The organism is Sphingobium trunci (assembly GCF_022664535.1).
Lineage (GTDB): Bacteria > Pseudomonadota > Alphaproteobacteria > Sphingomonadales > Sphingomonadaceae > Sphingobium.
Genome location: NZ_JAKUJY010000022.1, coordinates 41,725 through 66,846, shown reverse-complemented (window position 1 = coordinate 66,846; position 25,122 = coordinate 41,725). Strand labels below are relative to the sequence as shown.

At 64.3% G+C, this 25,122-nt stretch carries 22 protein-coding genes and 3 pseudogenes; 7 read left to right on the top strand and 18 right to left on the bottom strand.

Annotation, left to right across the window (positions count from 1 at the left end; genetic code table 11):
• Nucleotides 1-428: 428 nt before the first annotated feature.
• From MJ601_RS17075 to adh, 4 genes are all read right to left on the bottom strand, one after another.
• Nucleotides 429-2,642: a hybrid sensor histidine kinase/response regulator gene (locus tag MJ601_RS17075; protein WP_242128591.1), complete on the bottom strand. Its 2,214-nt coding sequence runs from the start codon at nt 2,640-2,642 to the stop codon at nt 429-431.
• Nucleotides 2,639-3,796 (bottom strand): FIST N-terminal domain-containing protein, encoded by a 1,158-nt coding sequence (locus tag MJ601_RS17070; RefSeq protein ID WP_242128589.1) that lies wholly within the window; start codon nt 3,794-3,796, stop codon nt 2,639-2,641. The genes MJ601_RS17075 and MJ601_RS17070 overlap by 4 nt, the downstream gene beginning before the upstream one ends.
• Nucleotides 3,797-3,835: 39 nt before the next feature.
• Nucleotides 3,836-4,228: a DUF779 domain-containing protein gene (locus MJ601_RS17065; RefSeq protein ID WP_242128586.1), complete on the bottom strand. Its 393-nt coding sequence runs from the start codon at nt 4,226-4,228 to the stop codon at nt 3,836-3,838.
• Between the two features lie 115 nt (nt 4,229-4,343).
• On the bottom strand, nt 4,344-5,864 hold the full coding sequence (gene adh / locus MJ601_RS17060) for an aldehyde dehydrogenase (RefSeq protein WP_242128584.1): 1,521 nt from the start codon (nt 5,862-5,864) through the stop codon (nt 4,344-4,346).
• Nucleotides 5,865-6,054: 190 nt separating this feature from the next.
• Between adh and MJ601_RS17055 the strand changes: the two genes are divergently transcribed.
• The 4 genes and pseudogenes from MJ601_RS17055 to MJ601_RS17040 all read left to right on the top strand — a co-directional run.
• Nucleotides 6,055-7,047 carry a GGDEF domain-containing protein gene (locus tag MJ601_RS17055; RefSeq protein WP_242128613.1) on the top strand — a complete coding sequence of 331 codons (993 nt, stop codon included), beginning with the start codon at nt 6,055-6,057 and terminating at the stop codon, nt 7,045-7,047.
• 202 nt (nt 7,048-7,249) lie between these two features.
• On the top strand, nt 7,250-8,443 hold the full coding sequence (locus MJ601_RS17050) for an AAA family ATPase (protein WP_242128582.1): 1,194 nt from the start codon (nt 7,250-7,252) through the stop codon (nt 8,441-8,443).
• 84 nt (nt 8,444-8,527) lie between these two features.
• The gene (locus MJ601_RS17045) at nt 8,528-9,649 is read left to right on the top strand and encodes a ParB/RepB/Spo0J family partition protein (protein WP_242128580.1); all 1,122 of its coding nucleotides are present in this window, start codon (nt 8,528-8,530) and stop codon (nt 9,647-9,649) included.
• A 166-nt stretch (nt 9,650-9,815) separates the two neighbouring features.
• Nucleotides 9,816-9,941, top strand: a pseudogene (locus tag MJ601_RS17040) (replication initiator protein A); the annotation flags it as partial.
• Between the two features lie 34 nt (nt 9,942-9,975).
• On the opposite strand, the gene MJ601_RS17035 reads toward MJ601_RS17040, so the two are convergent.
• Nucleotides 9,976-10,800: an aldehyde dehydrogenase family protein gene (locus MJ601_RS17035; RefSeq protein WP_242128578.1), complete on the bottom strand. Its 825-nt coding sequence runs from the start codon at nt 10,798-10,800 to the stop codon at nt 9,976-9,978.
• Between MJ601_RS17035 and MJ601_RS17030 the strand changes: the two are divergent.
• The 3 genes and pseudogenes from MJ601_RS17030 to MJ601_RS17020 all read left to right on the top strand — a co-directional run.
• Nucleotides 10,714-11,089 (top strand): annotated as a pseudogene (locus MJ601_RS17030) (transposase); the annotation flags it as partial. The gene MJ601_RS17035 and the pseudogene MJ601_RS17030 overlap by 87 nt on opposite strands.
• Before the next feature lie 349 nt (nt 11,090-11,438).
• Nucleotides 11,439-11,741, top strand: a complete 303-nt coding sequence (locus MJ601_RS17025; protein ID WP_242128576.1) for a type II toxin-antitoxin system RelB/DinJ family antitoxin — start codon at nt 11,439-11,441, stop codon at nt 11,739-11,741.
• Nucleotides 11,738-12,037 (top strand): type II toxin-antitoxin system RelE/ParE family toxin, encoded by a 300-nt coding sequence (locus MJ601_RS17020; protein WP_242128574.1) that lies wholly within the window; start codon nt 11,738-11,740, stop codon nt 12,035-12,037. The genes MJ601_RS17025 and MJ601_RS17020 overlap by 4 nt, the downstream gene beginning before the upstream one ends.
• Nucleotides 12,038-12,042: 5 nt before the next feature.
• Here MJ601_RS17020 and MJ601_RS17015 read toward each other — a convergent pair whose 3' ends face one another.
• From MJ601_RS17015 to MJ601_RS16955, 13 genes and pseudogenes are all read right to left on the bottom strand, one after another.
• On the bottom strand, nt 12,043-12,414 hold the full coding sequence (locus tag MJ601_RS17015) for a PrpF domain-containing protein (RefSeq protein ID WP_242128572.1): 372 nt from the start codon (nt 12,412-12,414) through the stop codon (nt 12,043-12,045).
• Between the two features lie 150 nt (nt 12,415-12,564).
• Nucleotides 12,565-15,348, bottom strand: coding sequence for a conjugal transfer protein TraG N-terminal domain-containing protein (locus MJ601_RS17010; protein WP_242128569.1), 2,784 nt, complete (start codon nt 15,346-15,348; stop codon nt 12,565-12,567).
• 14 nt (nt 15,349-15,362) lie between these two features.
• Complete coding sequence (locus tag MJ601_RS17005; RefSeq protein ID WP_242128611.1) at nt 15,363-16,763, bottom strand: conjugal transfer protein TraH; 1,401 nt, start codon at nt 16,761-16,763, stop codon at nt 15,363-15,365.
• A gap of 65 nt (nt 16,764-16,828) precedes the next feature.
• Complete coding sequence (locus MJ601_RS17000; RefSeq protein WP_242128567.1) at nt 16,829-17,632, bottom strand: conjugal transfer protein TraF; 804 nt, start codon at nt 17,630-17,632, stop codon at nt 16,829-16,831.
• A 67-nt stretch (nt 17,633-17,699) separates the two neighbouring features.
• On the bottom strand, nt 17,700-18,092 hold the full coding sequence (locus MJ601_RS16995) for a hypothetical protein (protein ID WP_242128565.1): 393 nt from the start codon (nt 18,090-18,092) through the stop codon (nt 17,700-17,702).
• Nucleotides 18,073-18,945, bottom strand: a pseudogene (locus tag MJ601_RS22140) (conjugal transfer protein TraN); the annotation flags it as partial. The pseudogene MJ601_RS22140 and the gene MJ601_RS16995, both read right to left, overlap by 20 nt.
• Nucleotides 18,946-20,879: 1,934 nt before the next feature.
• On the bottom strand, nt 20,880-21,623 hold the full coding sequence (gene trbC / locus MJ601_RS16985; protein WP_242128564.1) for a type-F conjugative transfer system pilin assembly protein TrbC: 744 nt from the start codon (nt 21,621-21,623) through the stop codon (nt 20,880-20,882).
• 12 nt (nt 21,624-21,635) lie between these two features.
• Nucleotides 21,636-22,658 carry a conjugal transfer pilus assembly protein TraU gene (traU, locus tag MJ601_RS16980; RefSeq protein WP_242128561.1) on the bottom strand — a complete coding sequence of 341 codons (1,023 nt, stop codon included), beginning with the start codon at nt 22,656-22,658 and terminating at the stop codon, nt 21,636-21,638.
• Complete coding sequence (locus MJ601_RS16975; RefSeq protein ID WP_242128559.1) at nt 22,649-22,927, bottom strand: hypothetical protein; 279 nt, start codon at nt 22,925-22,927, stop codon at nt 22,649-22,651. The genes traU and MJ601_RS16975 overlap by 10 nt, the downstream gene beginning before the upstream one ends.
• Nucleotides 22,927-23,583 carry a type-F conjugative transfer system protein TraW gene (gene traW / locus MJ601_RS16970; RefSeq protein WP_242128557.1) on the bottom strand — a complete coding sequence of 219 codons (657 nt, stop codon included), beginning with the start codon at nt 23,581-23,583 and terminating at the stop codon, nt 22,927-22,929. Before traW ends, MJ601_RS16975 begins: the two co-directional genes overlap by 1 nt.
• Complete coding sequence (locus MJ601_RS16965) at nt 23,580-24,116, bottom strand: S26 family signal peptidase (RefSeq protein ID WP_242128555.1); 537 nt, start codon at nt 24,114-24,116, stop codon at nt 23,580-23,582. Before MJ601_RS16965 ends, traW begins: the two co-directional genes overlap by 4 nt.
• Nucleotides 24,097-24,762, bottom strand: coding sequence for a TrbI F-type domain-containing protein (locus MJ601_RS16960; RefSeq protein WP_242128553.1), 666 nt, complete (start codon nt 24,760-24,762; stop codon nt 24,097-24,099). The genes MJ601_RS16965 and MJ601_RS16960 overlap by 20 nt, the downstream gene beginning before the upstream one ends.
• Nucleotides 24,755-25,120: a hypothetical protein gene (locus MJ601_RS16955; RefSeq protein WP_242128551.1), complete on the bottom strand. Its 366-nt coding sequence runs from the start codon at nt 25,118-25,120 to the stop codon at nt 24,755-24,757. Before MJ601_RS16955 ends, MJ601_RS16960 begins: the two co-directional genes overlap by 8 nt.
• Between the last annotated feature and the right edge of the window lie 2 nt (nt 25,121-25,122).

Here is a 25,122-nt window from a genome sequence, read left to right as displayed (position 1 = left end):
GGCCGGTGGATCGTGATTCAGTCCATGGCGGGCTGCAAATAGCGGCTTTCTGCGCTTCCGGTGGTCACGACCCATGAGGTCGCCGCGCGCCGGTTCTCGAAATCCGCTATTTTCGCCTCACCCTGAACTCAATCCCGACCCACCTTGTTCTGGCATGAACATAAGCCATTGTTTTTGAGTGACCAACCGTAACAAGTACGGTTTTGGATCGGTTTACCGTATTTTTGGGCAATCCGCCCACGGGCGGGAGGGGAGATGACCCCGTTTCGCGCGCCTTCGCCCCCAGCCTTGCGGTTGCATCCTGAAATATTCTGTCATCCGCTTGCAGCACGGGGCCGCTAGCAGGGGAATCGTCAACGGCACCCCCCTCCCCTGGCCGTTGACCCCTGAACCTTGGCCCCCGGCATCGCGCCGGGGGCTTTTTCCCCCTATTTCAGCATCGTCCGCAGCAAGGCCCGCAGTTGCGCGGGCTTGACCGGCTTGCCGAGCAGCGGAATGCCCCAGCCGTCCAGCTTCGCCTTCAGTTCCTCACCCCGGTCGGCGGAGATCATGACGGCGGGCACCGCATGGCCGAAATGACGGTGCAGCCGCTCGATCACGCTGTCGCCGGTCTCGCCGTCATTGAGATGATAGTCGACCAATATGACATCGGGCATTCGTCCCCCCGCGAACCGCGCCGCCGCCTCGTCAAAGCCCGCCGCCGCCGTCACCGCGCAGCCCCAGCCGCCCAGCAGCGTGCTCATGCCGGTCTGGATCGCCCGTTCATTGTCGATCACCAGCACGGCGAGGCCGCGCATCGACCGGTCGCTCCGGGCCGAGCCGCCCCCCTCCCCTTCCTCCACCACCGGCTCACCCTTCGGCACGGTGATGGAGAAGGTGGCCCCCTGCCCCGGCGCCGATTCCAGCGTCACCTCATGGCGCAGCATGTCGCTCGCCCGCCGCACGATGGCGAGGCCCAGTCCCTTGCCGGCGCTGCGCGTATCCAGCCGCCGGAATTCCTCGAAGATCAATTGCTGCTTGTCGGGGGCGATGCCCGGCCCGCTGTCGGTCACGCTGATGCGGATCGCCCGCGCCGTTTCGACGCAGCCGACCCGCACCGATCCGCGCTGGGTATAGCGCAGCGCGTTGGACAGGAAATTCTGCAATATCCGCCGCAGCAGGCGAATGTCGGACCGGACCCAGACCGGTCCTTGCGCCAGGGTTTCCGCCTTCAGCGTCTCCACCGTCAGGGTGAGGCCGGAGGAGCGTGCCATCGGCGCGAATTCGGTGCGCAGCGTGTCCAGCAGCCGGTCGATGCGGAAGTCGGTGATTTCCGGCTGGATCGCGCCCGCGTCGAGGCGGCTGATCTCCAGCAGCGCCTCCAGCAGATCCTCCACCGAATCGAGCGCGGTGCTGGTCTGGTTGACCAGCGCCCGCGTCGGCAGCGCCAGCCGCCGGTCGCCCAGCGCCGCGACGAACAGGCGCGCGGCGTTCAGCGGCTGGAGCAGGTCATGGCTGGCGGCGGCAAGGAAGCTGGTCTTGGACAGGTTCGCCTTTTCCGCCACGATCTTGGCTTCGCGCAGCTGCGCCTCGATCTCGCGCCGCTCGGCGACTTCCGCCTCCAGCTCCGCGGTGCGTTCGGTGACGCGCCGCTCCAGCGTCTGCGCCGTCTCGCGCAGCGCCGCCTGCGCCCGCAGCATGTCGGTGACGTCGGTGAAGCCGATCACCTGGCCGCCGCGTTCCATCGCGTTGCTGCGAATCTCGAAGCGCCGCTCCCCCGCCCCGACCAGTTCGCTGCGGTCGGCGCCCCAGTCGAGGCATCCCCCGTCCGCCATGCCCAGCCGGTCGCGGCACCAGCCCGCCAGCGCGCCATGGCTGCCCCACTCCTGCGCCCAGTCCTCCGGCAGTTCGAGCAGCCGCTGCAGCGCCTCGTTCCACGCCGCCACCCGCCCTTCCGCGTCGAACAGGCATACGCCCTCGGACAGGGTATCGAGCGTCGCCTGCAACACGATATTGCGTTCGGCCAGCTCGCGCGCCCGGTCGCGGGCATCCTCCGCCTTCACCTCGGTAATGTCGGTATAGATGCCGACGATGCCGCCCTCGCTGGTGCGCAGTTCGTTGATCTGGACCCAGCGCCCGTCGGCCAGCGCCTGCACATGTCCGCCCTGCGCGACGCTGTGCCGCGCCAGCCGGTCCGACACCCAGCGGTCCTGCCCCACCGGGCGATGATGGGCGGCGGCGAGCCGGGCGATCGCGTCGAAGCTCATGCCTTCGCGGACATGGCCGGCCAGTTCGGGCCAGAAACCGAGATAGGCCTCGTTGAACAGGACCAGCCGATCCTCCGCGTCGAACAGGACGAAACCCTCGTTGATCGAATCGATCGCGTCGCGCAGCCGCATCCGCGCCGCGTCGGCGGTGGCATGCGCGGCGCCGAGATCGGCATTCGCCTCCGCCAGTTTCGCCAGCGCCTCCTCCAGTTGCAGGGTCCGCTCGCGCACCATGGCTTCCAGGGAGATCGCGGTCTCGAACATCGAAAAGGCATTGCCCGCCATGTCGCTGGACCGTTCGACACGATCGATCAGCGCCGCATTGATCTTGCGCAGCTTGCGATTTTCTTCCCGCAGCCTTTCCAGCTCGCCGGCAGGGAGGACCACTTCGCTCATCGCCCGATGGCCAGTCCGCTGAACGTCTGGTTGACGTGCAGCGCATGATATTGCTCGCCATAGGTGTTGAAGCCGATCACCCGATGGCGTCCATACAGTTCCGACACCGCCCGGCTCATCTGCCGCTGCTGCGCATCGATGCGGTTGAGCACGCAATCGAAGGCGATGATCCGGTCCACCGGCCCAACGCGCCCCGATATGTCGGCGAACACCGCCTCCATGCCCGCGATCCGGTCCACCGGTTCGCCCACCGTCATCACGATCCCCTCGTCGATGGCGCAATAGAAGGTGAGGCTGCCGTCGGGGTTCGCGCTCTGGATCGACCGCACATGATAATCACCTCCCGCCCGCACCATCAGCGGATGCGCGGCGTAGAAGGCGACGCCCAGCGCCTCGCCCGCATGGCCCGCCAGCCGCAGATATTCCTGCGCGGCGGGTTCCGCATTGATCTCCGTCACGATGCGGTCCTGCGGGATGGCGGCGGTGACCACCATCTTCGCCGCGCTCGGCCGGTAATGCTGCGCCTTGAACACATGCAGGGGACGCGGGGTGGAGAGGATCGCCACCACCGCCGCATGGGCGCGGAAACGCCCGCCCTCGAAGATCGCCGTCTCGCGAAAGACCATGCCGTCGCCCGATGAGCCGCCGATCAGCGCGATGTCGCCCAGCGCGTCCTGGATCGTCATGGTCAGCAGCTCTTCCCGGTGCGACAGGCCGTCGACCAGGAACAGGGCGACATGATTGACCTTCCCGCCCAGATGGCGGCTTTCCCGATCCGCCCGCGCGGCGAGCGCGCGCACCGCCTCCCGCGCGGCGGCGGGATCGAAGCTGTCGATATCGTCGAAGCAGAGCGACACCATATGGAAGGCGGAGGCGGGAAAGCCGATGACGCTGAGGCTGTCCTCGTCATAGCCGCTTTCGGTCAGTTCGCCCGAACTGGTGCAGCCGATCGCCACCACGCGCTCCCCGCCCATCCGCTCCTTCTGCCGATTGACGGCGCGGGCCAGCGTATCCCGGTCGAAACGGTGCGAGCAGAAGAGCAGCATCCCGGCCAGCGGCTCCCCGCCGATCCGGGCGGCGACATCCGCCATGGCCATGGCCGGGTCGCCCGCATGGCTCGACGCAAAGGCGATTTCCGATGCCAGCACCCTCATGGTTCCTCTCCCCGCTTTTCCTCCCTGTTATAGAGGGCGTCAGCCGCCGCGCAACGGCTCGCCCGCCGCCTCCAGCGCCGCATTCTCCCGATCGGTGAAGACGCGGGAGCGCACGATGAAGCGCATCCCTTCCGGGCTTTCCAGCGACAGGCCCGCGCCGCGCCCCGGCACGACGTCGATGGTGACCTGCGTATGGCGCCAATAGGCGAATTGCGCCGCGCCGATCCACACCGGCACGTCGCCCAAGACATGGCCGAGCAGCACGTCCTGCCCGCCCGTCTTGAACTCGCCGCGGGGGAAGCACATGGGGGCGGACCCGTCGCAGCAGCCGCCCGACTGGTGGAACATGAGCGGGCCGTGCCGCTGCGTGAGGCGGGCGATCAGTGCTTGCGCCCGCGGCGTGGCGAGGATTCTTGGCGGAGCGTCAACCATCGGTCAGCTTTCCCCGGGGAAACGGAAAAAGGCGGGCACTCCCCCGAAAGAGGTGCCCGCCGATAAGCCGAAGGCGCAAAAGAGGAGAGGCTTGCCCCCGGCATCGCGACCCGCTTCAGAAAAAGCCGAGAGCCTTGGTCGAATAGCTGACCAGCAGATTCTTCGTCTGCTGATAATGGTCCAGCATCATCCTGTGGGTCTCGCGGCCAATGCCCGACTGCTTGTAGCCGCCAAAGGCCGCATGGGCCGGATAGGCATGGTAGCAATTGGTCCAGACGCGTCCGGCCTGGATGGCGCGGCCCATGCGATAGGCGGTGTTGCCGTTGCGGCTCCACACGCCCGCGCCCAGGCCGTAGAGCGTGTCGTTGGCGATGGCGAGCGCGTCCGCCTCGTCCCGGAAGGTCGTGACCGACAGGACGGGGCCGAAAATCTCCTCCTGGAAGATGCGCATCCGGTTATGCCCTTCCAGCACGGTGGGCGTCACATAATAGCCGTCCGCCAGTTCGCCGCCCAGATGGGCGCGGCCGCCGCCGGTCAGCACCTTCGCGCCCTCATCCCTGCCGATGTCGATATAGGAGAGGATCTTTTCGAGCTGGTCGTTGGAGGCCTGCGCGCCGATCATCGTCGCGGGATCGAGCGGGCTGCCCTGCACGATCTTGCGCACGCGGGCGACGGCGCGTTCGATGAACTTTTCGTAGATCGATTCCTGCACCAGCGCGCGGCTGGGGCAGGTGCAGACCTCGCCCTGGTTGAGCGCGAACATCGCGAAGCCTTCCAGCGCCTTGTCGAAATAATCGTCGTCCGCGTCCATCACGTCGGCGAAGAAGATGTTGGGCGACTTGCCGCCCAGTTCCAGCGTTACCGGGATCAGATTCTCAGACGCATATTGCATGATGAGGCGGCCGGTGGTGGTTTCCCCGGTGAAGGCGATCTTGCTGATCCGCTTGCTGGTGGCGAGCGGCTTGCCCGCCTCCACGCCGAAGCCGTTGACGACGTTCAGCACGCCTTCGGGGATCAGGTCGCCGACCAGGTCCATCAGCACCATGATCGACATCGGCGTCTGCTCGGCGGGCTTGAGCACCACGCAATTGCCCGCCGCCAGCGCGGGCGCCAGCTTCCACGCCGCCATCAGGATCGGGAAGTTCCAGGGGATGATCTGGCCGACGACGCCCAGCGGCTCGTGGAAATGATAGGCGACGGTGTCATGGTCGATCTCCGCGATCGAGCCTTCCTGGGCGCGCACGCAGGCAGCGAAATAGCGGAAATGATCGATGGCGAGCGGAATGTCGGCGGCGGTCGTCTCGCGGATCGGCTTGCCGTTGTCGATCGTCTCCGCCATGGCCAGCAGGTCGAGATTATCCTCCATCCGCTGGGCGATCCTGTTGAGGATATTGGCGCGTTCGGTGACGGAGCGCCGGCCCCAGCCCTCTTTCGCCCGATGCGCGGCGTCGAGCGCCAGCTCGATATCCTCGGCGGTGGAGCGGGCGACCCGGCACACGCTCTGGCCGGTCACGGGGGAGATATTGTCGAAATAGTCGCCCCGGACGGGCGCCATCCACTGGCCGCCGATGAAATTCTCATATTTCTCGCGGATCAATGTGTGCCCCGCGAATTTCGCCATTGCCTGCTGTAACATCCATCCTCTCCCGGACTCGTCTGGAACCTGGCGAAGAGGATGGAGCTTTGCGCGGCGGGGACAATTGGACCTTGGGTCGGTGCGCCGGATCGGGCCGGGAATGGCGGTTTTCCCCCGATCATTGTCGTACCCCGTCATTGTCCTGCCCCGTCGCCTGGGGTAGTTGACGGCCGGAAACGGCGTGATTCCAATGGGGGAATGGGCGGTGCGTGAAGAGCAGGCGGTTGCGCGCGAGGCGCTGAAATTTCTTCAACTTCAAAGCCTTGCCCCTTCACCGCAAAATTATGCGCTCGGCTATGTGCTGAAAAGCGGGACGAATCAGTCGCTCGCCAGCGCGGTCAACGATGCCACCGACGGCGGCATCAGGATGAGCCAGAAGCAGGCCGACGAGATTTTCACGCGCTGCATCGGGTCGTTGGGCGACGCGGGCGGGGGCAATGCCGCCGACCTTCTGCGCAACCAGACCCGGCACCAGTTGCTGCGGATGGCCGAGGTCGCCACCCATGCGGCGGAGCGCACCGGCGACTTCAACCGGGAGCTGAGCGCCGGTTACGAGAAGCTGGCCGACAAGGGCCTGCCCGAAATAGATCTCATCATCTCCGACATGGTGGAGCGATCGCTGCGCGCGGAGCAGGACCTGGCCGCGGCGGCGCGCGAGGTGGAGGCGTTGCGGCAGGAACTCGACACCGCCCGGCATGACGCGAACCTCGACGCGCTGACCGGCCTGCCCAACCGCCGCGCGCTGGAGACGGCGATGGACCGGCTGCGGGACGAGAAGCGCCCCTTCCTGGTCGCGATCTGCGACGTCGATCATTTCAAGCGGGTCAATGACCGCTACGGCCATGCCGTCGGGGACCGGGTTCTCAAGACGGTCGCGGCGTCGCTGGTCGAGAGTTGCGGCGGCCAGATGGTGGGCCGCTGGGGCGGCGAGGAGTTTCTTCTGGTCCTGCAGGGACTGGCGCCCGACGAGGCCGAGCATCTGGTCGACGGCGCCCGGCGCGACCTGGGGCAGCGCGCGTTCAAGCTGCGCGAGAGCGACGAACCGATGGGCGCGATCACCTTCTCGGCCGGGCTGGCCGTGGTGAGCGCCGGCGCGGCCGAATGGAGCAGCGCGCTCGACAGCGCCGACGCGGCGCTCTACCGCGCCAAGGGGCAGGGACGGAACATGGTCCTTCGCGCCTGACATGGCGCAACGGCGCGCGCGGGGATTGCGGCCCGCGTTTTTCCGTCCTTACGGCGCTGTGCGGCATGACGATCGCCGCGCGCGGGATTCAATCACCCCTTCCAGCCCTCTTCCGCATCATGGCGGGCATTCATTTGCCAATTTGAAGGATTTATGGCACATCTGCGCCACTTAAGCTTCAACTTCGCGGGTGAGGGCAGGAATGAACGCAGTGGTGACCCAGATTGGCGATCTGGCGGAGGCCGGCGAGAAGATGGTCGAACGCCTGCGGCGCAAGGCTTTTCTGCCGGAAAGCCGCAAGGAGCTCAACGTGCGTTTCGGCATTGCCGAGGCGGCGCAACTGCTGGGCTGTTCGACGAATCGGATTCGCATGGCGGAGGAGGATGGCCGCCTGCCCCCTGCCCCGCCGACCGAAAATGGCCGCCGCCCCGGCTATAATCTGGAGGAGCTGCTGAACATGCGGCAGGTGCTGGGCGCCTCGCCCGAACGCGCGCCGCTCGACATTCCCGCCATCATCGCGGTCCAGAATTTCAAGGGCGGCGTCGGCAAGTCGACCGTCACCACCCATCTCGCCCATTATTTCGGCATTCAGGGCTATCGCGTGCTGGTGGTCGATTGCGACAGCCAGGCGACGACCACGACCCTGTTCGGCTTCAACCCGCATTTCAACATCCGGCGGGAAGAGACGCTCTATCCCTATCTGTCGATCGACCCGACGCAGGTCGACCTGCTCTATGCGGTCAAGCATACCGCCTGGCCCAATGTCGACCTGATCCCGTCCAACCTGGAACTGTTCGACGTCGAATATGAGCTGGCGGCGGCGGGCAGCGACGGCGGGTCGGTGCTGGCGGCACGTTTCCGCAAGCTGAAACAGGGGCTGATGGACCTGGCCCGCCATTATGACGTGGTGCTGCTGGACCCGCCGCCGGCGCTGGGCACGATCAGCCTGGCGGTGATGCAGGCGGCCAATGCGCTGCTGGTGCCGCTGGCCGCGACCACGCCCGACTTCTGCTCGACCGTCCAGTTCCTCTCGATGATGGACCAGGTGATCGGCCAGCTGCAGCAGGCGGGGATCGAGGTCGATTATCAGTTCGTGCGGCTGCTCTGCTCCAAGTTCGACAGCAATGATCCGAGCCATTCGATGGTGCGCGCGGTCATGGAGCAGAGCTTCGGCCCGGCGCTGCTGCCCATCCCCATCCTCGACAGCGCGGAGATCAGCCATGCCGCGCTGCGGATGATGACGGTCTATGAGCTGGAAAAGCCGATCGGCACGCCCCGCACCCATAAGCGCTGCCGCGCCAATCTGGACGAAGCGATGGGCCAGATCGAGGCGCTGGTCCGGCAGGGCTGGGGCCGGGTCGCCCCGGCGCGGGAAGAGGATGTCGTCAATGCATGATCGGCCGATGCGGCAGAGAAGCCTTTCCTACATACGTATGTTCACTATATGTTCCATATCTGGCCAAGTCAAGGGGGATATGTGATGGCACGCAAACAATCGGATTATCTGGCAGCCCTGCTTTCGGACGAGGCGGAAACGGCGTCCTCCGCTCCCGCCCGGGAAGAGACCAAGGCTGCGGAACAGGGTGCCGCTTCCGGCCCCGCCCCAGCCCCGGCCCCAGCCCCAGCCCCAGCCCCGGCATCCCGCGCCGATCGGGCACGCGGCACCACCCTGCTGGGCCGCGAGTCCGCACTCGCCCGTCTCGCTTCGGGGGAGGTGCGGCAGGTCACGCAATTGCTGCTCGATCCGGCCAAGGTGCGCATCTGGACCGGCAATGCCCGGCATCAGGCGTTGCTGAATGAGGAGAATTGCCGCGAGCTCATCGATTCGATCATCGCCGAGGGCGGCCAGAAGGTGCCCGCGGTGGTCCGCCGGATCGAGGGCGACCCGGACCATGACTATGAAGTGATTGCGGGCACGCGCCGCCACTGGTCGATCAGCTGGCTGCGCGCGCACAGCTATCCCGAGATGATGTTCGTGGCGCAGGTGGCGCAACTGGACGACGAGGCGGCCTTCCGGCTGGCCGACCTGGAAAACCGGGCGCGCAAGGATGTGTCGGACCTGGAGCGGGCGCGCAACTATGCCGAGGCGCTCAAGGCCCATTATGGCAGCCACCTGACCCGCATGGCCGAACGGCTCAAACTGTCCAAGGGCTGGCTGTCGAAGATGATCAAGGTCGCGGGCATCCCCGAGGATATCATCGACGCCTTCGCCTCGCCGGCCGACGTGCTGCTGAAGCCCGCCTATGCGCTGACGCAGGCACTGGACGACGGCAAGCTGGCCCCGGCGATCCGCACCGAGGCCGGCCGCATCATTTCCGAACAGCGGACGTTGCGGGCGGCGGGCGCCTCCCCCATCGGCGCGAGCGATGTGCTGAAGCGCCTGCTCGATGCGCCCCGTCTGGCGCAGGCCGCACCCAAGGCCGAGCCCTATAGCTGGAATACCCGGTATGGCCGCCCTGCCCTGACCGTTCAGTCGGTGAACCGGCAGGGCGTCACCATTCGCCTGCATGCCGGATCGGGCGCGGACACGGAGATGCTGACGCAGGCCCTGCGCGACGCGCTCGAACATCTGGAGCGGCAGGGCATGGGATTGCAACGCTGATGCAGGCCGGGGGGCGAAATGGGGGCAAGGCCATGGCGGAACGCGAGAAGCGGCGGGTGACGCCGCCCCCCTGTTCGGCGGTGCTGGGACAGCATGTTTCCCCGGGGAAACGCAGTCCGCTGTTTCCCCGGGGAAACGGCGTGCCGATCATCCTGAGGATCCGTCCATGACGCGCGCCACCCAGACCGGGACCAGCGACCAGTTCGAACTGTTCCTGCCCTATATCGCGGACATGCCGCTGCGCGACCAGCGCGAGATGATGGAGCGGCCCTTCTTCAGCCTCGCCAAGTCCGCAGCGCCGTCGGTTCACCGTCGGCCATGGCCGCTCAGCCCGCCGCCGGCATGTAGACGGCCTTCGATTCCAAAAAGGCTTCCAGTCCCTCCGGCCCGCCCTCGCGCCCGATCCCGGACATTTTGGTGCCGCCGAATGGAACATTGGGCACGACTTCCAGACCATTGACCGTCATGTTACCGGTGTTGATGCGACGGGCGACCGCGCCGCCGCGCTCGACATCTTCGGTGAAGACGCTGCCGCTGAGGCCAAAGTCGGTCGCGTTGGCGATCCGCACGGCATCGTCAATGTCGTCATAGGCCATCACCGCCACGACGGGGCCGAACACTTCTTCCCGCGCGATGCGCATGTCCGGCGTCACGTCGACGAAGACTGTCGGTTCGAAGAAGAAGCCCTTGTTACGTTCCGCCGGACGGGCGCCGCCCGTGGTCAGCCGCGCACCCTCCGCCTTGGCGATTTCCACATAGTCCGTGACACGACCAAGCTGACGCGCATTGGCGACAGGGCCCAGATGCGTCGTTTCCTGCCACGGATCGCCAACGGTGAGGCCCGCCATGACCGCGGAATAGGCATGCGCCACTTCGTCGACGCGGGAACGCGGCGCCAGGATGCGGGTCTGGGCAAAGCAGATCTGGCCGGACATCGGCATGGTAAAGGGCGCCAGAGCCAGCAGAGCCTTGTCCAGCCGCACGTCGTCGAGAAGTATCGCGGCAGACTTTCCGCCAAGTTCAAGCGTGAACCGAGCCATTCGCTCGATGCATGCCCGGGCCACGGCCTTTCCGGCCGCCGTGCTGCCGGTGAAGCTAAGGAGCGCATGGAGGGGCGCCACCGGATCACACTGGGGGCCGACAAGAACCATGATATCGCCGCCTTCGTCGCGGCCTTGCGCGAGATCGATGTCACTCCGCACGTCGCCCAAAACAACACCAACCGGCGCTCGGCAATCGATGGGCGCACGACGCGCCATCCCGGCTAAGGCCTCTCGCGGAAATCCGCAAGCGGATCGAGGAAGTGTTCGGATGGGCAAAGACCTGCGGCACCATGCGCAAGACCCGCCACCGCGGACAGCAGCGCGTCGGGTGGTCCTTCACGTGACCGCCGCCGCCTACAACCTCGTCAGGCTGCCAAAACTGCTGGCTGCGGCATAGGCCTGCGCCTCACGGCGCCCGAGCCGGTCAAAAACGACCGGCTTTGGAAAGGTCGCCTGCCAGAATGACTGACGCCGTGGGCCAGAAAGCGGCGAAAGCTGGGCCAATGCCGAGCTCTGCCATGCCTTTTTCCGCAGACTGTTAAGCGATTAGGCGCATGATTCAGGTCGATTCGTTCATGGCAATTCCTCCAAATTACGAAGGTCTGCCCGCCAATCATCAGCCTGCGTCAAACGATCCTGGCTCGCAAGGGGCGGCACTGAAGTGCCGCCCGATGGCTCGTCCTCCACCGCTTCTCGGTGGCAATCGTCATGCGATTGCATTACATTGCAGGCGAAGGAGTGTGCCCATGGCCCATAACGCGCTGATCCAGACGCGAATCGACGCGGACGTGAAGGAGCAAGCCGCCGCCGTCTTTGAAAAGATGGGGCTGACCGTGTCCGACGCCGTCCGTATCCTGCTCACCCGGACGGCCCGCGAGGGCATCGTTCCCATGGAACTGCTCGTGGAGAAGCAAGCCTATGACGAATGGTTCAGGGCACGGGTACAGGAAGCGCTGGACGATGATCGGCCCGACATTCCCGATGAAGAAATCTCGGCGACATTCGCCGCGCTCCGGGAAAAGGGGCGCAAGGGCCTTCCCCCGCAATGAAACTGGTCTGGTCGCGTCACGCGGCCGCCGACCGCCTGGCCATTTTTGCCTGGATCGCGCAAGACGATCCACGAGCGGCCGCGCTTGTCGATGACCGACTGGAGGATGCGGCACGCCGGCTCATCGACTTTCCGGACAGTGGCCGCCCTGGCCGGGTCGAAGGCACGAGGGAACTCATGGTGGCCCGGACCCCCTATGTCGTTCCTTACCAGATCGTCGGGGACACGGTGCGCTTGCTCCGCGTCATTCATGGCGCGCGCATGTGGCCGCAGGAGACAAACGACGGAGATGGTTGAGCGGATCATTCCCTATAGATGAACGCTCGCAAGATCAGTCCAAGGCTCAAGTCGCCTGACTTTGGGTCGTGTCCCGCGGGGTGCGTGGACGGACCGACAATCGCGATCTTGGAAAGGGAAGAAATGCCCTCGCCCATGCCGTCCAGTTGGCGGCCGTTCGGATCAGGACTGCCCAGCTCCGCGCGGGTGATCGCGGCATCGGGATGACGCGCCGCGATCGAATCGAGTATCGCCTGCACCGGAACGGCCCGTGGCCTCGTCGTGACGCGCAACGCGGGATGGATGATGGGCTGAAGCTCATCCCGAAAAACCAGGATCATTCCGGTAATCGCCTGCAACAACAGGCTGACGAATGACCAGCCCGGCGGCCCCATCATCCAATATGTCCGATGATGGCATCGAACCCATGTCTTTTCCTATCGACGAAAATGGAGATGTGCCCCTTGCGGGCGCGATCAGCTATACCTTCACCCTCCTCGCAGTCGCTGGGCTGTTCGTCTATCTGACGCTCGCGATCTGAAGCGCGCCTACTTCCGCAAATCCGGGTCGTGGAAAAACCCTTTGTCTAAGCCAGCATTCACAACGGACTGGACATCAACAGAAGCTTGAACAGCAGAGCTCCGGTTCGCCGCGGTGTCATTGCGATCGGCTTCAATCACTTCCCTGCCGTCATCTATGATCCGCCCCGGGGCATCAGGATCGCCTAAATTCGGCGCGCTCACCAGGGAAGCCACGCCGTGCGGATGATGGGTCGAGCGCACATCGTCATACCCGCCGATCACGCGGCGCGGCACGTCGACAAGATCAGGACGATCAATCATGTTTCGCACCTCACTACCAATTTCGGCCTGCTTGCGCCGCATCCAGGTGTTGATCATCGCGCTTCTGGCATCTCGCTGCTGGTCTGTCATGGTCGTTGCCCACAACTCCGGCACACCCATGCCAGGATTGCGCGCCGTTTCCGCGCGATACCAATCCGCCAATTCCTGTGAGAAATTGGCGCTGAGCTGCATACCGTGGGTCTCCGCATAACTTGCGTCCCGACTGAGCTGCCCTGAAAGCTCATGAAGTTTTCGAGCAGTCTCCTGGTACGACTGAGCACGTGAAAGAGCATCCTCGGTGCTCTGCGACGAAGAATTGGTTGCCGCGGCACGTTCAAAAACACCGCTTTTGTCATAAGTGCCATCGGTCTCATTTGCGTTGACACCATTAGAATGTTCGTCACGGAAGCCGGTGGATGAAGAACTACTATTATCTGACGTGCGCTGATCCGTCGTTCCATAGCTGAGCCTATCCTGCTGTTGCCCGGAGCGCCCGACACTTATGCCGAGGTTACCCGCACCAAAACCACGGCCACCATTTCTACCGCCTACTGGCCCGCCCGCGCCCAAACCTGCATTGCCGCTGACGTTATCAATTATATTTGCGGACCGTTCCTGGCCCTGCGACACGCTTTGCGATTGGCCAGTGGACGATTTTTCCTCAATGCCCTGCGAACTGGAAGCAGAGGCACGGTCGTATCGCTCAATCGACGTTCCTGACGTTTGTCCCCGGCCGCTGTCCCAACCAGAGCTACGCTCGCTCGACGTGCCGAACACACTGCGATTGGTGTGGGTGCTTGTGAGAATATCCGACGCCGCCGCTTCAAATGCTTTCGCCTGCCGCTCCGCCACGCTCGCCTGTTCACGCAATTCGGACACAAAGCCTGTGGTTGCGCGAGGTTCGACATCCAGCCGCGAAATGGCCTGATGCATGTCGATCACCTCGGCGCCGTTCCCGAAACTCGAAAACGACGCGCCATTATCCTGTCGCCAGCCAAAGGATGCGCTTCCGTCCTGATAGCTGGGTGCCATGCTCCATTGCCCCGTCTGCCGCATGTTCGATGTTTGGTTGGCCCAGCTCACATTGCCGAAGGCATAATTGCCGGTGGTCTGCTCCAGCGCCGCGGCTTCGGCCGCATTTTGCGCCGGCGCCAGCATCGACATGGACTGTCCCGCGATCGACATCGCCCCCTTCGCGAGCCCCGCCGCCAGGAACGGCACGCTCATCAGCATGAAGCCGGCAATGGTCGCGGTTTCGGCATTTACAGCGCCGATCCCGGCATAGCTGCCGAGCGAGACTCCGCCCCTCGCGATACCGGTCGCGGTCCCCTCGGCCCGTGTCATGCAGATCATATGCAGGATCACGTAAAGCGGTCCCCAAGCGGCGAGGTAGAAAAATCCCGTCGCATAGCCTTTGAGCGCCGACACGCCTGTCTGCGGCATCAGGAAGAGTGGAAAAATCACCGGGAACATCGCGAAGAAAACAACCGTCAGCACAACGTTCAGGATCGGCACCCAGGTCATCGCCTGCTGGGCGATGCTGTTATAGGTGTTGCGCGCCTGGATATCGGCGCGCGTCTGCGCGAAGGCGTCGATAGCGCCACCGCTCATATTATTGCGGGCCTGCATGAAGGCGTTGATGGCGGTGCTCTGCCGCATCGTTTCGACAAAGTCGTCGCTCGACCGGGTGAAGGCCTGATTGACGATGGGAACATCGTTGCGGAGCTTGGCCTCGGCCAGCGTGTCGCCGAGCCTCGGATAAAGTTCCAGCCCCCACAGCTTGGCGTTGGCATTGATCATCGTGGTCCATTGGCTGTCCATCAAAGCGTAGGCCTGTTTGCACGTCACGATGTAGGGCGTGACCTTCCCGCCATTGCGCTCCAGATATTCCTGCGACCGGGACTCGGCGTCGGAGGCGATCGCCGCCCAAAGATCCCTGGCTTCCGCGAGATCGGTCAGCGATTTCTGATAGAGCAGGATATCGCCAAAGACGCACTGCTTCATATATTGGTCGAGATTGGCGGAGAATTCGGCATCACGGATGATGAAGTCGCGCGTCGCGTCGAACAGACGGGCGCCATAGACGAGCCCGTTGCTGCTGTAATTGAGTTCGTTGGGCATGACGAACACCGTTTCCGCCGTCCGCGTCAGATAGTCGCCAAGCTGGGTCGTAAAGCTGGCGAGAATGCCGAGCCCTAACGGCACGTTCGCGACTGTCGCCGGCGCAAGGCTGGGATTGATCCGGTCCGTCACCTTGATGTCGGCGGTCGGCACCATCAAGCACATATAGATGAGCGTCGACTGGAGAAACCAGTTCAGCCAGGCCTTGTAGTTCAAGGTGAAGGCGACGACGAAGAGCGAGTAGATGAGGCCCATCACCATGACCACCCGGATCATGGAGGCAAAACCCCCTCCCCCGGTCCAAGCGGCGACGGCATTGAAGCTGTTGACGAGATATTCGCCGCCGCCGACCGTAAACACCTCCAGCATCGTCGGCGCCCTTTCTAGTTCAGACCTTGCGCGCCAAGACCGCGCGAGAAGTTGAGGGCTGCCGCCATGCCCGGCGACATCGAGTTTTGCAGGGTCGATTCCAGGAAGACGCTGCGGTTGATGACCTGATAGGTAAGCTGGAGTTTGTTGCTGAGCTTGACCTCGCGCGCGCCAAATTTCTGCCGGGTCGCCGATATCTGCGCTTTCCACTGCTCGGCGGTGGCTTGGTCGGCGGTCTGATAATGGACTTTCGCCTGCTCCACCCTGTCGAGGATATTGTCGAGCATAGCGTTCAGGATATCGACCGCCACGATCTCGGACAGCGCCTCGATCTCGCCTTGCGTTAACGAATAATGGGCAAAGGCCTGAACCGTCAGTATCTTGTAGAGCGGGATGGTTGCGAGATTGAGCAACTGCTTCTCGGCGGCGGTCAGCGCATTGTTGGAGCGGGCCTTCGCGCTCATGTCGCTGATCATGTCGCGGATGCGTGGGCGCAGAGCCGCCGACGCCGGAATGCTGAGCGTCGCTTCCCCGAGATCGTAGCAATCGCTGTCATTGCATTTGAGGACCTTCACCGGTGGCGCATCAGCCGTGCCATCCAGCAGTGCGGTGATGACCGCCTCTTCTGCCGGGCCAACCATCACCACGTTCCCGCCATTGTTCGAGCCGGTGGGCGCGCGGGTGACGATCGTGCCGACCAGCGTCATGATATATTCCGAGAAATCCTGGTCGAACGCGCCGAATTTCGCGGATTTTCGGAGCGCCTCCCAGGTATAATTATGGTCCTGGCCAACGAGCTGGTCCTTCATGGCGGCATCGCTATTGCCCGCGATCGTGCTGTCGCGGCTACCGCCATTGTTGCAGCCCTGGCGAGAGGCGGCCCAGTCGGAAAAGACGCCCTGACTGTTGCCCACCGCCTCGCAGATGGTCGCGCGCGCCGTGTCGATCGAGGGCCAGATGCCGCCGACCAGCGCCTGCGCCGTCTCGCAACTGGAAATGTTCATCTGGTTTAGGAGCTGCGCTTTCTGGCTGAGCTCGTCCATCACCTTGCCGATCTCCGGGGAAACAGAATCGATCGCCAGCTTGAAGGCGAAACCCAGCGCATTATTGGCGGTCGCCTTCAGCATCGCCACGATCTCCGAGGCGTTGATGAAGGAGAAGGAGCCCGAGAAGAGATCGATGCCGCCGCAACCAGCGCGGGCGCTCGGCAATTGCAGGTTGAACGGCGAGACGCTTTTCTGCGGAAAGCGCGTCCAGACATTGCCCAGCGAATAATGGCCAGCGGACTGACCCTGGAAAGCCGACGGGCCGGTCACATTCGCCGCTCCACCTGCCTCGCTGAAGAAGTTGTTCATCTCCGACGCCACATTGGCGTCGGCAACGCCGATGAAGGCGAAGTGCGCGGCCGCGAGCATGGTCACGCTCGACCCGGCGCAGCGGAAAAGGCCGCGCAGGCGGCCGCGCTGGGAATCCTGTTCCATCAATAATCACTCCCGACCCTGGTGTTGGTAAGCGTGAAGATGCGATCCATGATCTCGTCGGCGCTCAGCATGCCGAACCCGATCGGGATCGTGCGCCGGGTCGCGGTGTCGAATAGGGCGAGCGCCGGTGTTTCGTTGCCGGGGACACCCATGCGCGCGCGCTGCCCGGCATCGACCACATATTCTGGGAAATCGCGATTGGGACCGCCGTCCATGGAAACGGCCATTACCGCCATGCCGTGGCTGTCGGCGACCGACCGCAGGATCGGCCCGAAAATCTCGCACGCGCCGCAGCTCTGGGCGTAGAAATAGAAGAGGCCATACCTTTGGCTGAGGCTTTCGAGCACCGCGTCGCGATCGGCCTTGCGATTGTCGAGCCAGGCGCGTTTGCCCACGGTGCTGACCGGGCGCTGAAGCGTATAATCAAGATCGGGGTTCTGCCAGAGCGCGCGCTGCCAGGTATCGGAGAAGGTCGAGGCCCGATCCAGTTGCTCGCGCTGGAAACGGACATAGGCGATGATATTCTCTTCGCTCGGCTCCAGGATCGCCCGGGCCTTCAGCTCCTTGAGCTGGCTGGTGATCACAGCCATCTTCTCAGCGGCGCTGGGCCGCGGGATGCCGGCGTTCGGTCGCGGCGTGGTTTTGGACCGAGTGCAATAGAACCACTCTCCGAGCTTGCGCTCGCCGCAATAGAAATCGTCGCCTGGCGTTTGGTCTTCACCGCCAACGGCACCCGCCGACGCTTCCCGCGCGTATACCGACCCAGCCAGGACCGCCGGCGCCAAAGCGGCGAGCACGAGCATGGCGATCGGGCGCTTCCTTACCTTGTCCATCGAAACTCCTCCTTTCGCATGAGGTCGCGCCGAGCGTTCAGTGTCCGCCCGGCGCGCTGTCCAATTCTCCCCTGGTAAGCTGCAGCAGCGACATCATCAGCGCGACGTCGAGCAGCCGCGTGCCTTGGTCGAGCATGCGGATGATGCCGTTCATGAGCGGCCGGGCAACCTCACGCCCCTGAACACTGGCGCGCATGCGATCCTTGCTCTTGATGAGCCACCCCCGCCCGATCATGTGGCCGATGGTCTCGGCCATGATCTCGCGCGGGATCGAGCATTCAAACCAACGGCCAACGGCGCGACAGATCTCATCGACCTGCATCGGCGAGTGGCTGCGAAAAACGCAGACGAAGATCGCCAGCTCGAACGCCGTCATGTCCCAGCCAAAAGGACCGCCGGGTTCCACCATCTCATTGGGCATGAAGATCATAATATGCCTGTATCTTCTGCTGGATGTCCGCCACGGTCTGCACCTCGTCGGGCAGTTTGGCCGCGTCCATGAAGTCGGAATAGACGTCGGTGAAATCCATCGCCGAGAGGTCGAGGCGCGAAAACTCGTCAACCGTGAAGCCTTCACATCGCTCATGCTTCGGCTTCCCGAACGGCTTGTTGATCTGCGGCCGCCCCTGCTCCTGGAGAATGCGCGAGAGCTTGCTCTCGAAGCAACAGTAGGCCTTCCGTTTGGTCGTGCACACTCCCAGAAGGCTGGAGGAGCAATAGCTACCGACAAAGGTGCAGAAGCCCATGCGATCCTTGACGTCGAGCATCTTCTCTCCCGTCGAGCAGAGGAAGGTGGTGAGGAATTGCGTCGCCACGCCGGCCAGCGCCGCCACATTGCCGTTGAGCGCGCCTGCGAGCGCGGCGCCGCCGATACCAAGCGGGAGCAATCCCGACACCTTGCCCGCGCAGCAATTGACGACGCCGAAGATCGGTTTGTGGCAGGTGTCGCGGGTCCCAGGAAACACATGCATGTCGTCGGGATCGAAATCCTTCCCCGCCGTGTCGATGGCATGCAGCGCCGTCAGCGCATCCTTGAATTCGCTCGACGCCTCGCGCTGGATCGCTTCGCAGTCTCCATTGATGCAATAGACATCGTCACCGCACACATATTTGGACGGTTGCCGCACCGTTCCCTCCGGAACCGGACAGCGGAACACCCGCTCGGTCATCTTGCAGGCCTCGCCGGACGGTTCTTCGTCCAGGCAATTGTCATATTTCCAGCTGCACTGGGGATTGGCTTCGAGCGTGCCGCAATCGCTCCGCGGATCTTCGGCGTAGCAAGTGCCGTCGGGCTTGCTGTTCGAACCCGCCGGACATTGCTGGCGCGCGGATGCTGGCTGGCCATGGATTCGCGAGCATTCTTGCCTGGACAGCGTGAAATCAGCTGGACAATAATAGGTGGGCCGCGCAGCCACGGTTGCGGTGCATTGCCTTCCTGAAAGTACGAAGCCCGTAGGGCAGGCGTAGATCGGCGTTGCTGCCTGATCCTCGGTCTTCGTGCAGGTCGTGCCACCGAGCGAATAGCCGGTGGGACAGGCATGGACGGGCGTGCCTGGAACGTTGTCCGTGCGGGAACAGGTCGAGCCACTCAGGTCATATCCGTCGGGGCAGGAATAGCTGACGGAGGCAGCGATCTGCTCATTCACCGTGCAAGTCGTGCCCGACAGCGCGCCGCCGCTGGGACAGCTGTGTTGGACGTTGGCTTGTCTGTATTCCGATGTAACGCATGTCTGCCCGGACAAGGCATGATCCGCGGGGCAGACATAGGTGAGGCTCGAGCCAGTCACATTGGTTCGATAACAGGTCGTGCCTTGCAAATCGCCGCCGTCGGGACAGGTATAGGTCACGGCACCGTCCTGAATGACGTTCGAGACGCACTGATTATAGGTCGGGTCGAAGTTCCACGCCGCGCTGGGACAGGTGTAGGTCGTGAGCGGCTTATAGAGGCAGAAGGTGCCGCCCGAAGATTTTTGCTCCCGGAGAAACGCGATACTGCCCGGATTTGTACCGGTGGGCGCGCATTTTCCATTCGCGAACTCCGCCTTGCGCATGACGCAATAGGGACCACCACCCCCGAACATGTCGCCCGGATTGTAATAATAATATGGGCAGGCATAGGCGGGCGTGGCCGAGGTCGTGCTGGTCGTTACGCATTTGTCGCCCTCGACCGCGGCGCCGCTTGGGCAGCGATAGGTGGCCGTCGCCTGGTAATTGGCGCTTTGCGAGCAGGTGCCGTTGCCGAGGCTGTAGCCCGGGGGGCAGGCATAGTTTTCCGCCGCGGGCTGCGACAGCTGGCGCGAGCAGGTCATGTCGGTCAGGGCCCAGCCTGGCTCGCATGAAACGGTCGCCGTCGCCGTATAGCTGAAATTGCGCACGCAGCTGGTTCCCGACAATGCATAGTCGCTCGGGCAGAAATAGACCGGCGTCGCGCCCACGTTTACCGTCGTCTGGCAAACCGAACCCGCCAGGCTATAGCGGTTGGGGCAGGTGAAACCGGTCTGCTCGGCGCCTTGGGTCAGGGTGCGGCTGCACCGGCTTCCATTCAGCGCCCACCCGGCAGGGCAGCTATAGGCGCTCACATTGGCAGGCAGGGTTTGCGCGCATTTCGACCCATTCAAGTTCCAGCCAGCATCGCAACCATAGCTGATGCTGGCCGGGATCGTCTCGGTCAGCGAACAGCTTGTACCGCCCAGCGTCCAGCCCGGCGGACAGCTGTGGATGGTTTCCGATGGCACCGAACGCACGACCATGCCCGTGTCACAGGTGGCATCATGATAGATTTGGGCATCTTCCGCCGGCAGGGGCTCGCATTCACCGCTACCGCCGCTGATCGATTCTCCGCCAAGCTGGGTCGAGAGATCATTCTCGATGGCATTGGCTTTGGCCGTGACCGCCTTGATCTCATCGCTCAAGAAGGTCGGCCGGGTCTTGTTGGCGTCGGTTGAGATTTGATAGACCTCACTCGCCCCTTTTTGCGCATTGCTGTCGCTGACCAGCTTGTCGGGATCGCCATAATAGTCCGTCTGGGGCGGTTCCCTACCCTGATAGCCCGGTACGATCGCTGCCTGTGCTTCGTCCCTGGGCACCCAGTTGTCGTCACCGCGCATCGCATTCCCGAGCGCCTTCCCCTCCTCGCGCGCCTGTTGGCTTGTCATCTGCGCGGGCGTCGGGATCGCCACGCCCAGCACGACCATCGAGAAAAGGAAGGTGAACCGCCTCATGGCCGGCGCCGGTCGAGATTGGACCGGGCGACCGCCGCGACGCGCGCGCCCGGCCCCTGGCCTTCGACAAAACTCTCCAGCGCATAGCGCACCGTGACATTGCCGGTGATGCGGTCATGCGGCGGCACGCGGGTCCGGCAGTCAAACCCGGCGCACAGATCAAAGTCCGAGGAGACCGCCACATAGGTCGGCGCCGCCTGCACATCGAAGGCGCGGAAGAGGCGGGGATCGATGCCGATATGGGCGAAGTCCTGTTCGTCCACCAATTTGCCAAGCCGGGCAGCGAAGGCCTTCATGCTGTTGTCGGGGAAACCCCGGAACACGACGATGCCGCCGGCGGCCGCGGTATCGCGGATCATCTGCTTCAGCGACGCAGGCGGCATGGAGAGGCTGGCAAAGGCGATGAATTGCGGCGCCTCGCCCGCCTTGGCGTCCAGGTTTTGCGCGGCGCCTCCAACGATCGCGTCGAAATCGATCGGCCCGGCGGGACCTGTCGACGGATCGTTCGCGGCGACGCGCTTCATATTCTCCGTCCCGCCCCGATGCGCCTCCAGCGCATCCGCGCGGAAGGCATGGCCCCGATCCTTGACCTCGTCGACAAAGGCCTGAGCCTCGGCTTGGCTCGCGAGCGAGCGCTGCTTGATCATCTGGACGTCGAGACCCTCGACATTCTGGGCGATCAGCGCGGAGATGCCGACAGTGGCGAGGATGAGGGCAAGCCCGAATGTGGAGAGGCGCATCTTGTCCCTGCCCTACAACACGCAGCAGTTGCGCTTGCGCCAGACCAGATAACCCATATCCTCACCGGCGGCGGGATAGGCGCGGCCCGCGTCCGGCGGGAAGGTCGATGCGCCGATGGCCGAGCAGGCGAAGCGCCCCGACACGGTCGGTATAGGGTTCACCATCTGGAAGCGATATTGTTGCTTCCGCATGATCGGCATCAGATATTTGCTGCACAGGCCCTTGGAGCCCATGGTGCCCCAGGCAAGGCCCTGCCGGTGCATCTTGTAGGCAAAGCGCGACAAAGCGAGCCGTGAGGACTGCACATGGCCGATCGACGAGGCTATGTTCCCGTTCATGGGATACATGGACCCCTGACAGCCCGCGCACCAGAATAGCGGGTCGAGCGGCAGGTCGGCGGTCCCCGCGACGCAATCCGCCGCGCAGGCGGCCTGGGCGATCGGGTTCGCGAAGACGATCGCTTCCGGGTTGATGAGACCCGAGAGCGCGTCATCCTGCCAAAGCGGATCGACCTCGGTCATATAGGCGATGTCGAAGCTCGCCTGTTCGAAGCAGACAAAGTCGGTCAGCAGCTCCATCCAATAGAGCAGCGGATAGACATACCAGTGAACATGCCATTTGGCCGTGCTTTGCGAACGGCCGCCGACCATGGACGGGCCTGCGATATAACCCTGGCCGATGTCGAACCCCGGCGCGACCCGGATGCCGCCGAGATTGGGGAAGCACCAGGGCTTCATCGTCACGTCGGCGAGGCGCGCCGGTTCCCAGAAACCGACCGAGATGCCGATGCGCGGGAGAGGATCAGTGCAGGCGCAGATCGGCGAGGCAGGGTTGCCGGGATCGGGCCGGTTGCCGGGCCAGATTTTGAGGCCGCCCACGGATAAAGGGAACAGGCAGGACCAGCAGACGTCGGTGATCGGGTTCACGAATTTGCCGTGGCAGGGCGGGCCAGCGGCCTCGGCACGCTCAGCTAAGAGAGCGAAGGCAAGGACGGCGCAGACGCAGGCCAGCGCGAGGCTGCGGATCAGGCGCAATCCTCGCCCTCCCCTATTACCGCAAGATGGGCATTGTCGGCGCGGCCTTTGGCGCGGAAATAGATGCAGGTTTGCACCGCGGTCAGCAGGATAAGGCCGGCGGCAAGCCGCGGCGCGAGCGGACCGATCGATGCCCGCATCGGCGCGAACAACAATATCGTCGCGGCAAGCGCCAGGCACAAGCCCTGCCACGCATGGCGCATGAAACGAAGGAAGCGGGTTTCAGACGCGGCCATGGGTGTGCACAGGAGATCGAGCCAGAATGGCATCAGGTCGCCCTCCCCGGTTTGATGACCAGCTCGCTCACCTGCATAAGCTTGCCGGCCGAACTCACCACGGCCGGAGTGTGCTGGATTCCGAATTTGCCAGTGAGCCGCCCTTCCTGGTCGAAATAAAAGCGACGTTTCCGACTGGTCATTGCCTCGATCGGCGAACCGCCGACGAGGATGATCTTCGCTTTCACGTCGCTGTAGCGCGTGGTCGCCCAGGCCATCTGCTCCGCGTCATCACCGTCGACAAACACCAGATCCTGGCGGATGGTCACAAAATCGAGCGGGTTGATCTTCTGCCCGGCCGCCGCGATCAGCCTGCCTTGAGGATCGCGGATATCCTGTTCGACGGTGACAGTCGGATCGAACTGCCAGCTTCGCGCCTCTCGCGCGGGCGTAATCCCGGCCACGGGATCGGGTCGCCGGACCTTGGCCTCCACGCGCCTGGCGAAGGCCGCGTTCATGCGGGCCAGTTCACCGCCCGCCTCGGCTTGGCTGAGCCGCGCTTCGATGGTCGCGAGCAGATCGGGTTCGATCACCGGGAAGGTCTGACCAGCCTGGCCATAATCCTTCGCCTCCCCGCGCATCGAACCGCCGACGAGTAACACCGCGTCCAGCGCGATCCCGGCGAGGACGCCAACCGCTGCCCCCTTCATAGCACCGGCTCCCCGATGCCGATGATCTGCCGGGCGCAAATGAGACCGATCTCCGCGTAGCGGCTGTCGAATCCGTCCTTGTGCGACGTGCCGACATAATAGCACCCCCGCGGGATCACGCCGGTCGGTCCAGGGGTCAGCATTTCGCCCCAGCGCGTGCCCGGCTTCATCCGCGCGACCGGCCTGCCATTGACGCGGACCAGTGGGCCATCATGCGTGATCGTGTCGCCGGGCATGCCGAAGACTCGCTTGCCGAACATCGGCGGCGTGGCGCCAAAATGGCGCGTCACGAGCACATTGCGGGGAGCATTGAAGAACATATAGTCGCCACGTGCCGGCGCACGAGTGCGATGGATCAGGAAGGCCCAGTTAGGCAGCGAGTCCGTCAGGTTGACGAGAAAGGCATGGCTATCCCGCCAATCGCGGATCGCGCCATGGGCCGCCCATCCGAGCAGCCCGGCACCCAGCATCGCCCAGGCCCGCCCGCGCGGACGCCAACGCGGCACGGGCGCCTCACTGACCGCTTGCGCCATCGGGACCTCCAAAGGTCGAGACGGACGCACCGGGATAAGGGGTCGGCGGAGCGGGATCAGGCCAACCGGCGAAGGCCCGCGTCCCCTCGCTCGTCTGGCGCGCCACCAGTGCCATGGGATCGGTCGTCCCATCAGGCGGCGCCAAGGGCGCGGCCTGGACGGGCCCCATCGCCTGCTGCTGGAGCGAGAGCATCTCCTGCGCGCTGGCCTCTCCGGGTCGCGCTATGCCCGAGGCGTAAACCGCCCGGCTGATGCTCTCGGTGACGTCGGGCACGGTCTTCGACAGCACCGCCTCGCCCACCATGACGATCTCGCCTTTTTGCGAGCGGCGCTGCAACTCCCCGTCGAGCGCCGCCATGAAGCGACGCATCTCCACCTGGACCTGGGGTCTTGGCGACGCGCTATGGGCCTGCGCCCGCACATAGTCCCCAACGATCGCCGACAGGCGGGCGGACACGATGCGGGGATGGTCCGGCATCAGCAGCGATTTCGTGACCCACATCCCCCAGGCGAGGCCCAACGCGAGGGCGGCTCCCGCGACAAGCTGGCCGCGCGTGAAGCCGGCAATCAGGCTGGCGCGCCGGGGCGTCGCCGGAAGAGGCGAGGAAGGGGGCGTGGGGAGATCGAGTTCCTGCTGCTCAGCCATGGCGCGCGCTCCCCTGCCCCGTGGTTGCCGGGAGAATGCGGTGCCGCCGCAAGACAAGGATGGTAAGGGTGATGAAGGCATGGGCCGCGAGCAGCTCGCGGTGGAAGGAGGCGATCCGATCGGGGCCAGCGGCGAGATAGCGGGCGGTCAGATTGCCGAGCTGGTGCATCATGCCCTCGATCGAAAAGCCGCCAATCGACAGGAAGAAGAGGATAAACATCCCCCAGCTCATGAGCAGGACGCCCGCGCAAAAGCCGGCGAGGCGCAGGCCGGCATAGGCGATCGCCGCCCAGTCGAGGCGCCGACGTCTCCGGTGCCTCGCGGGATGGCCATGACGGGCTATGGGGCTCAGCTGCATGG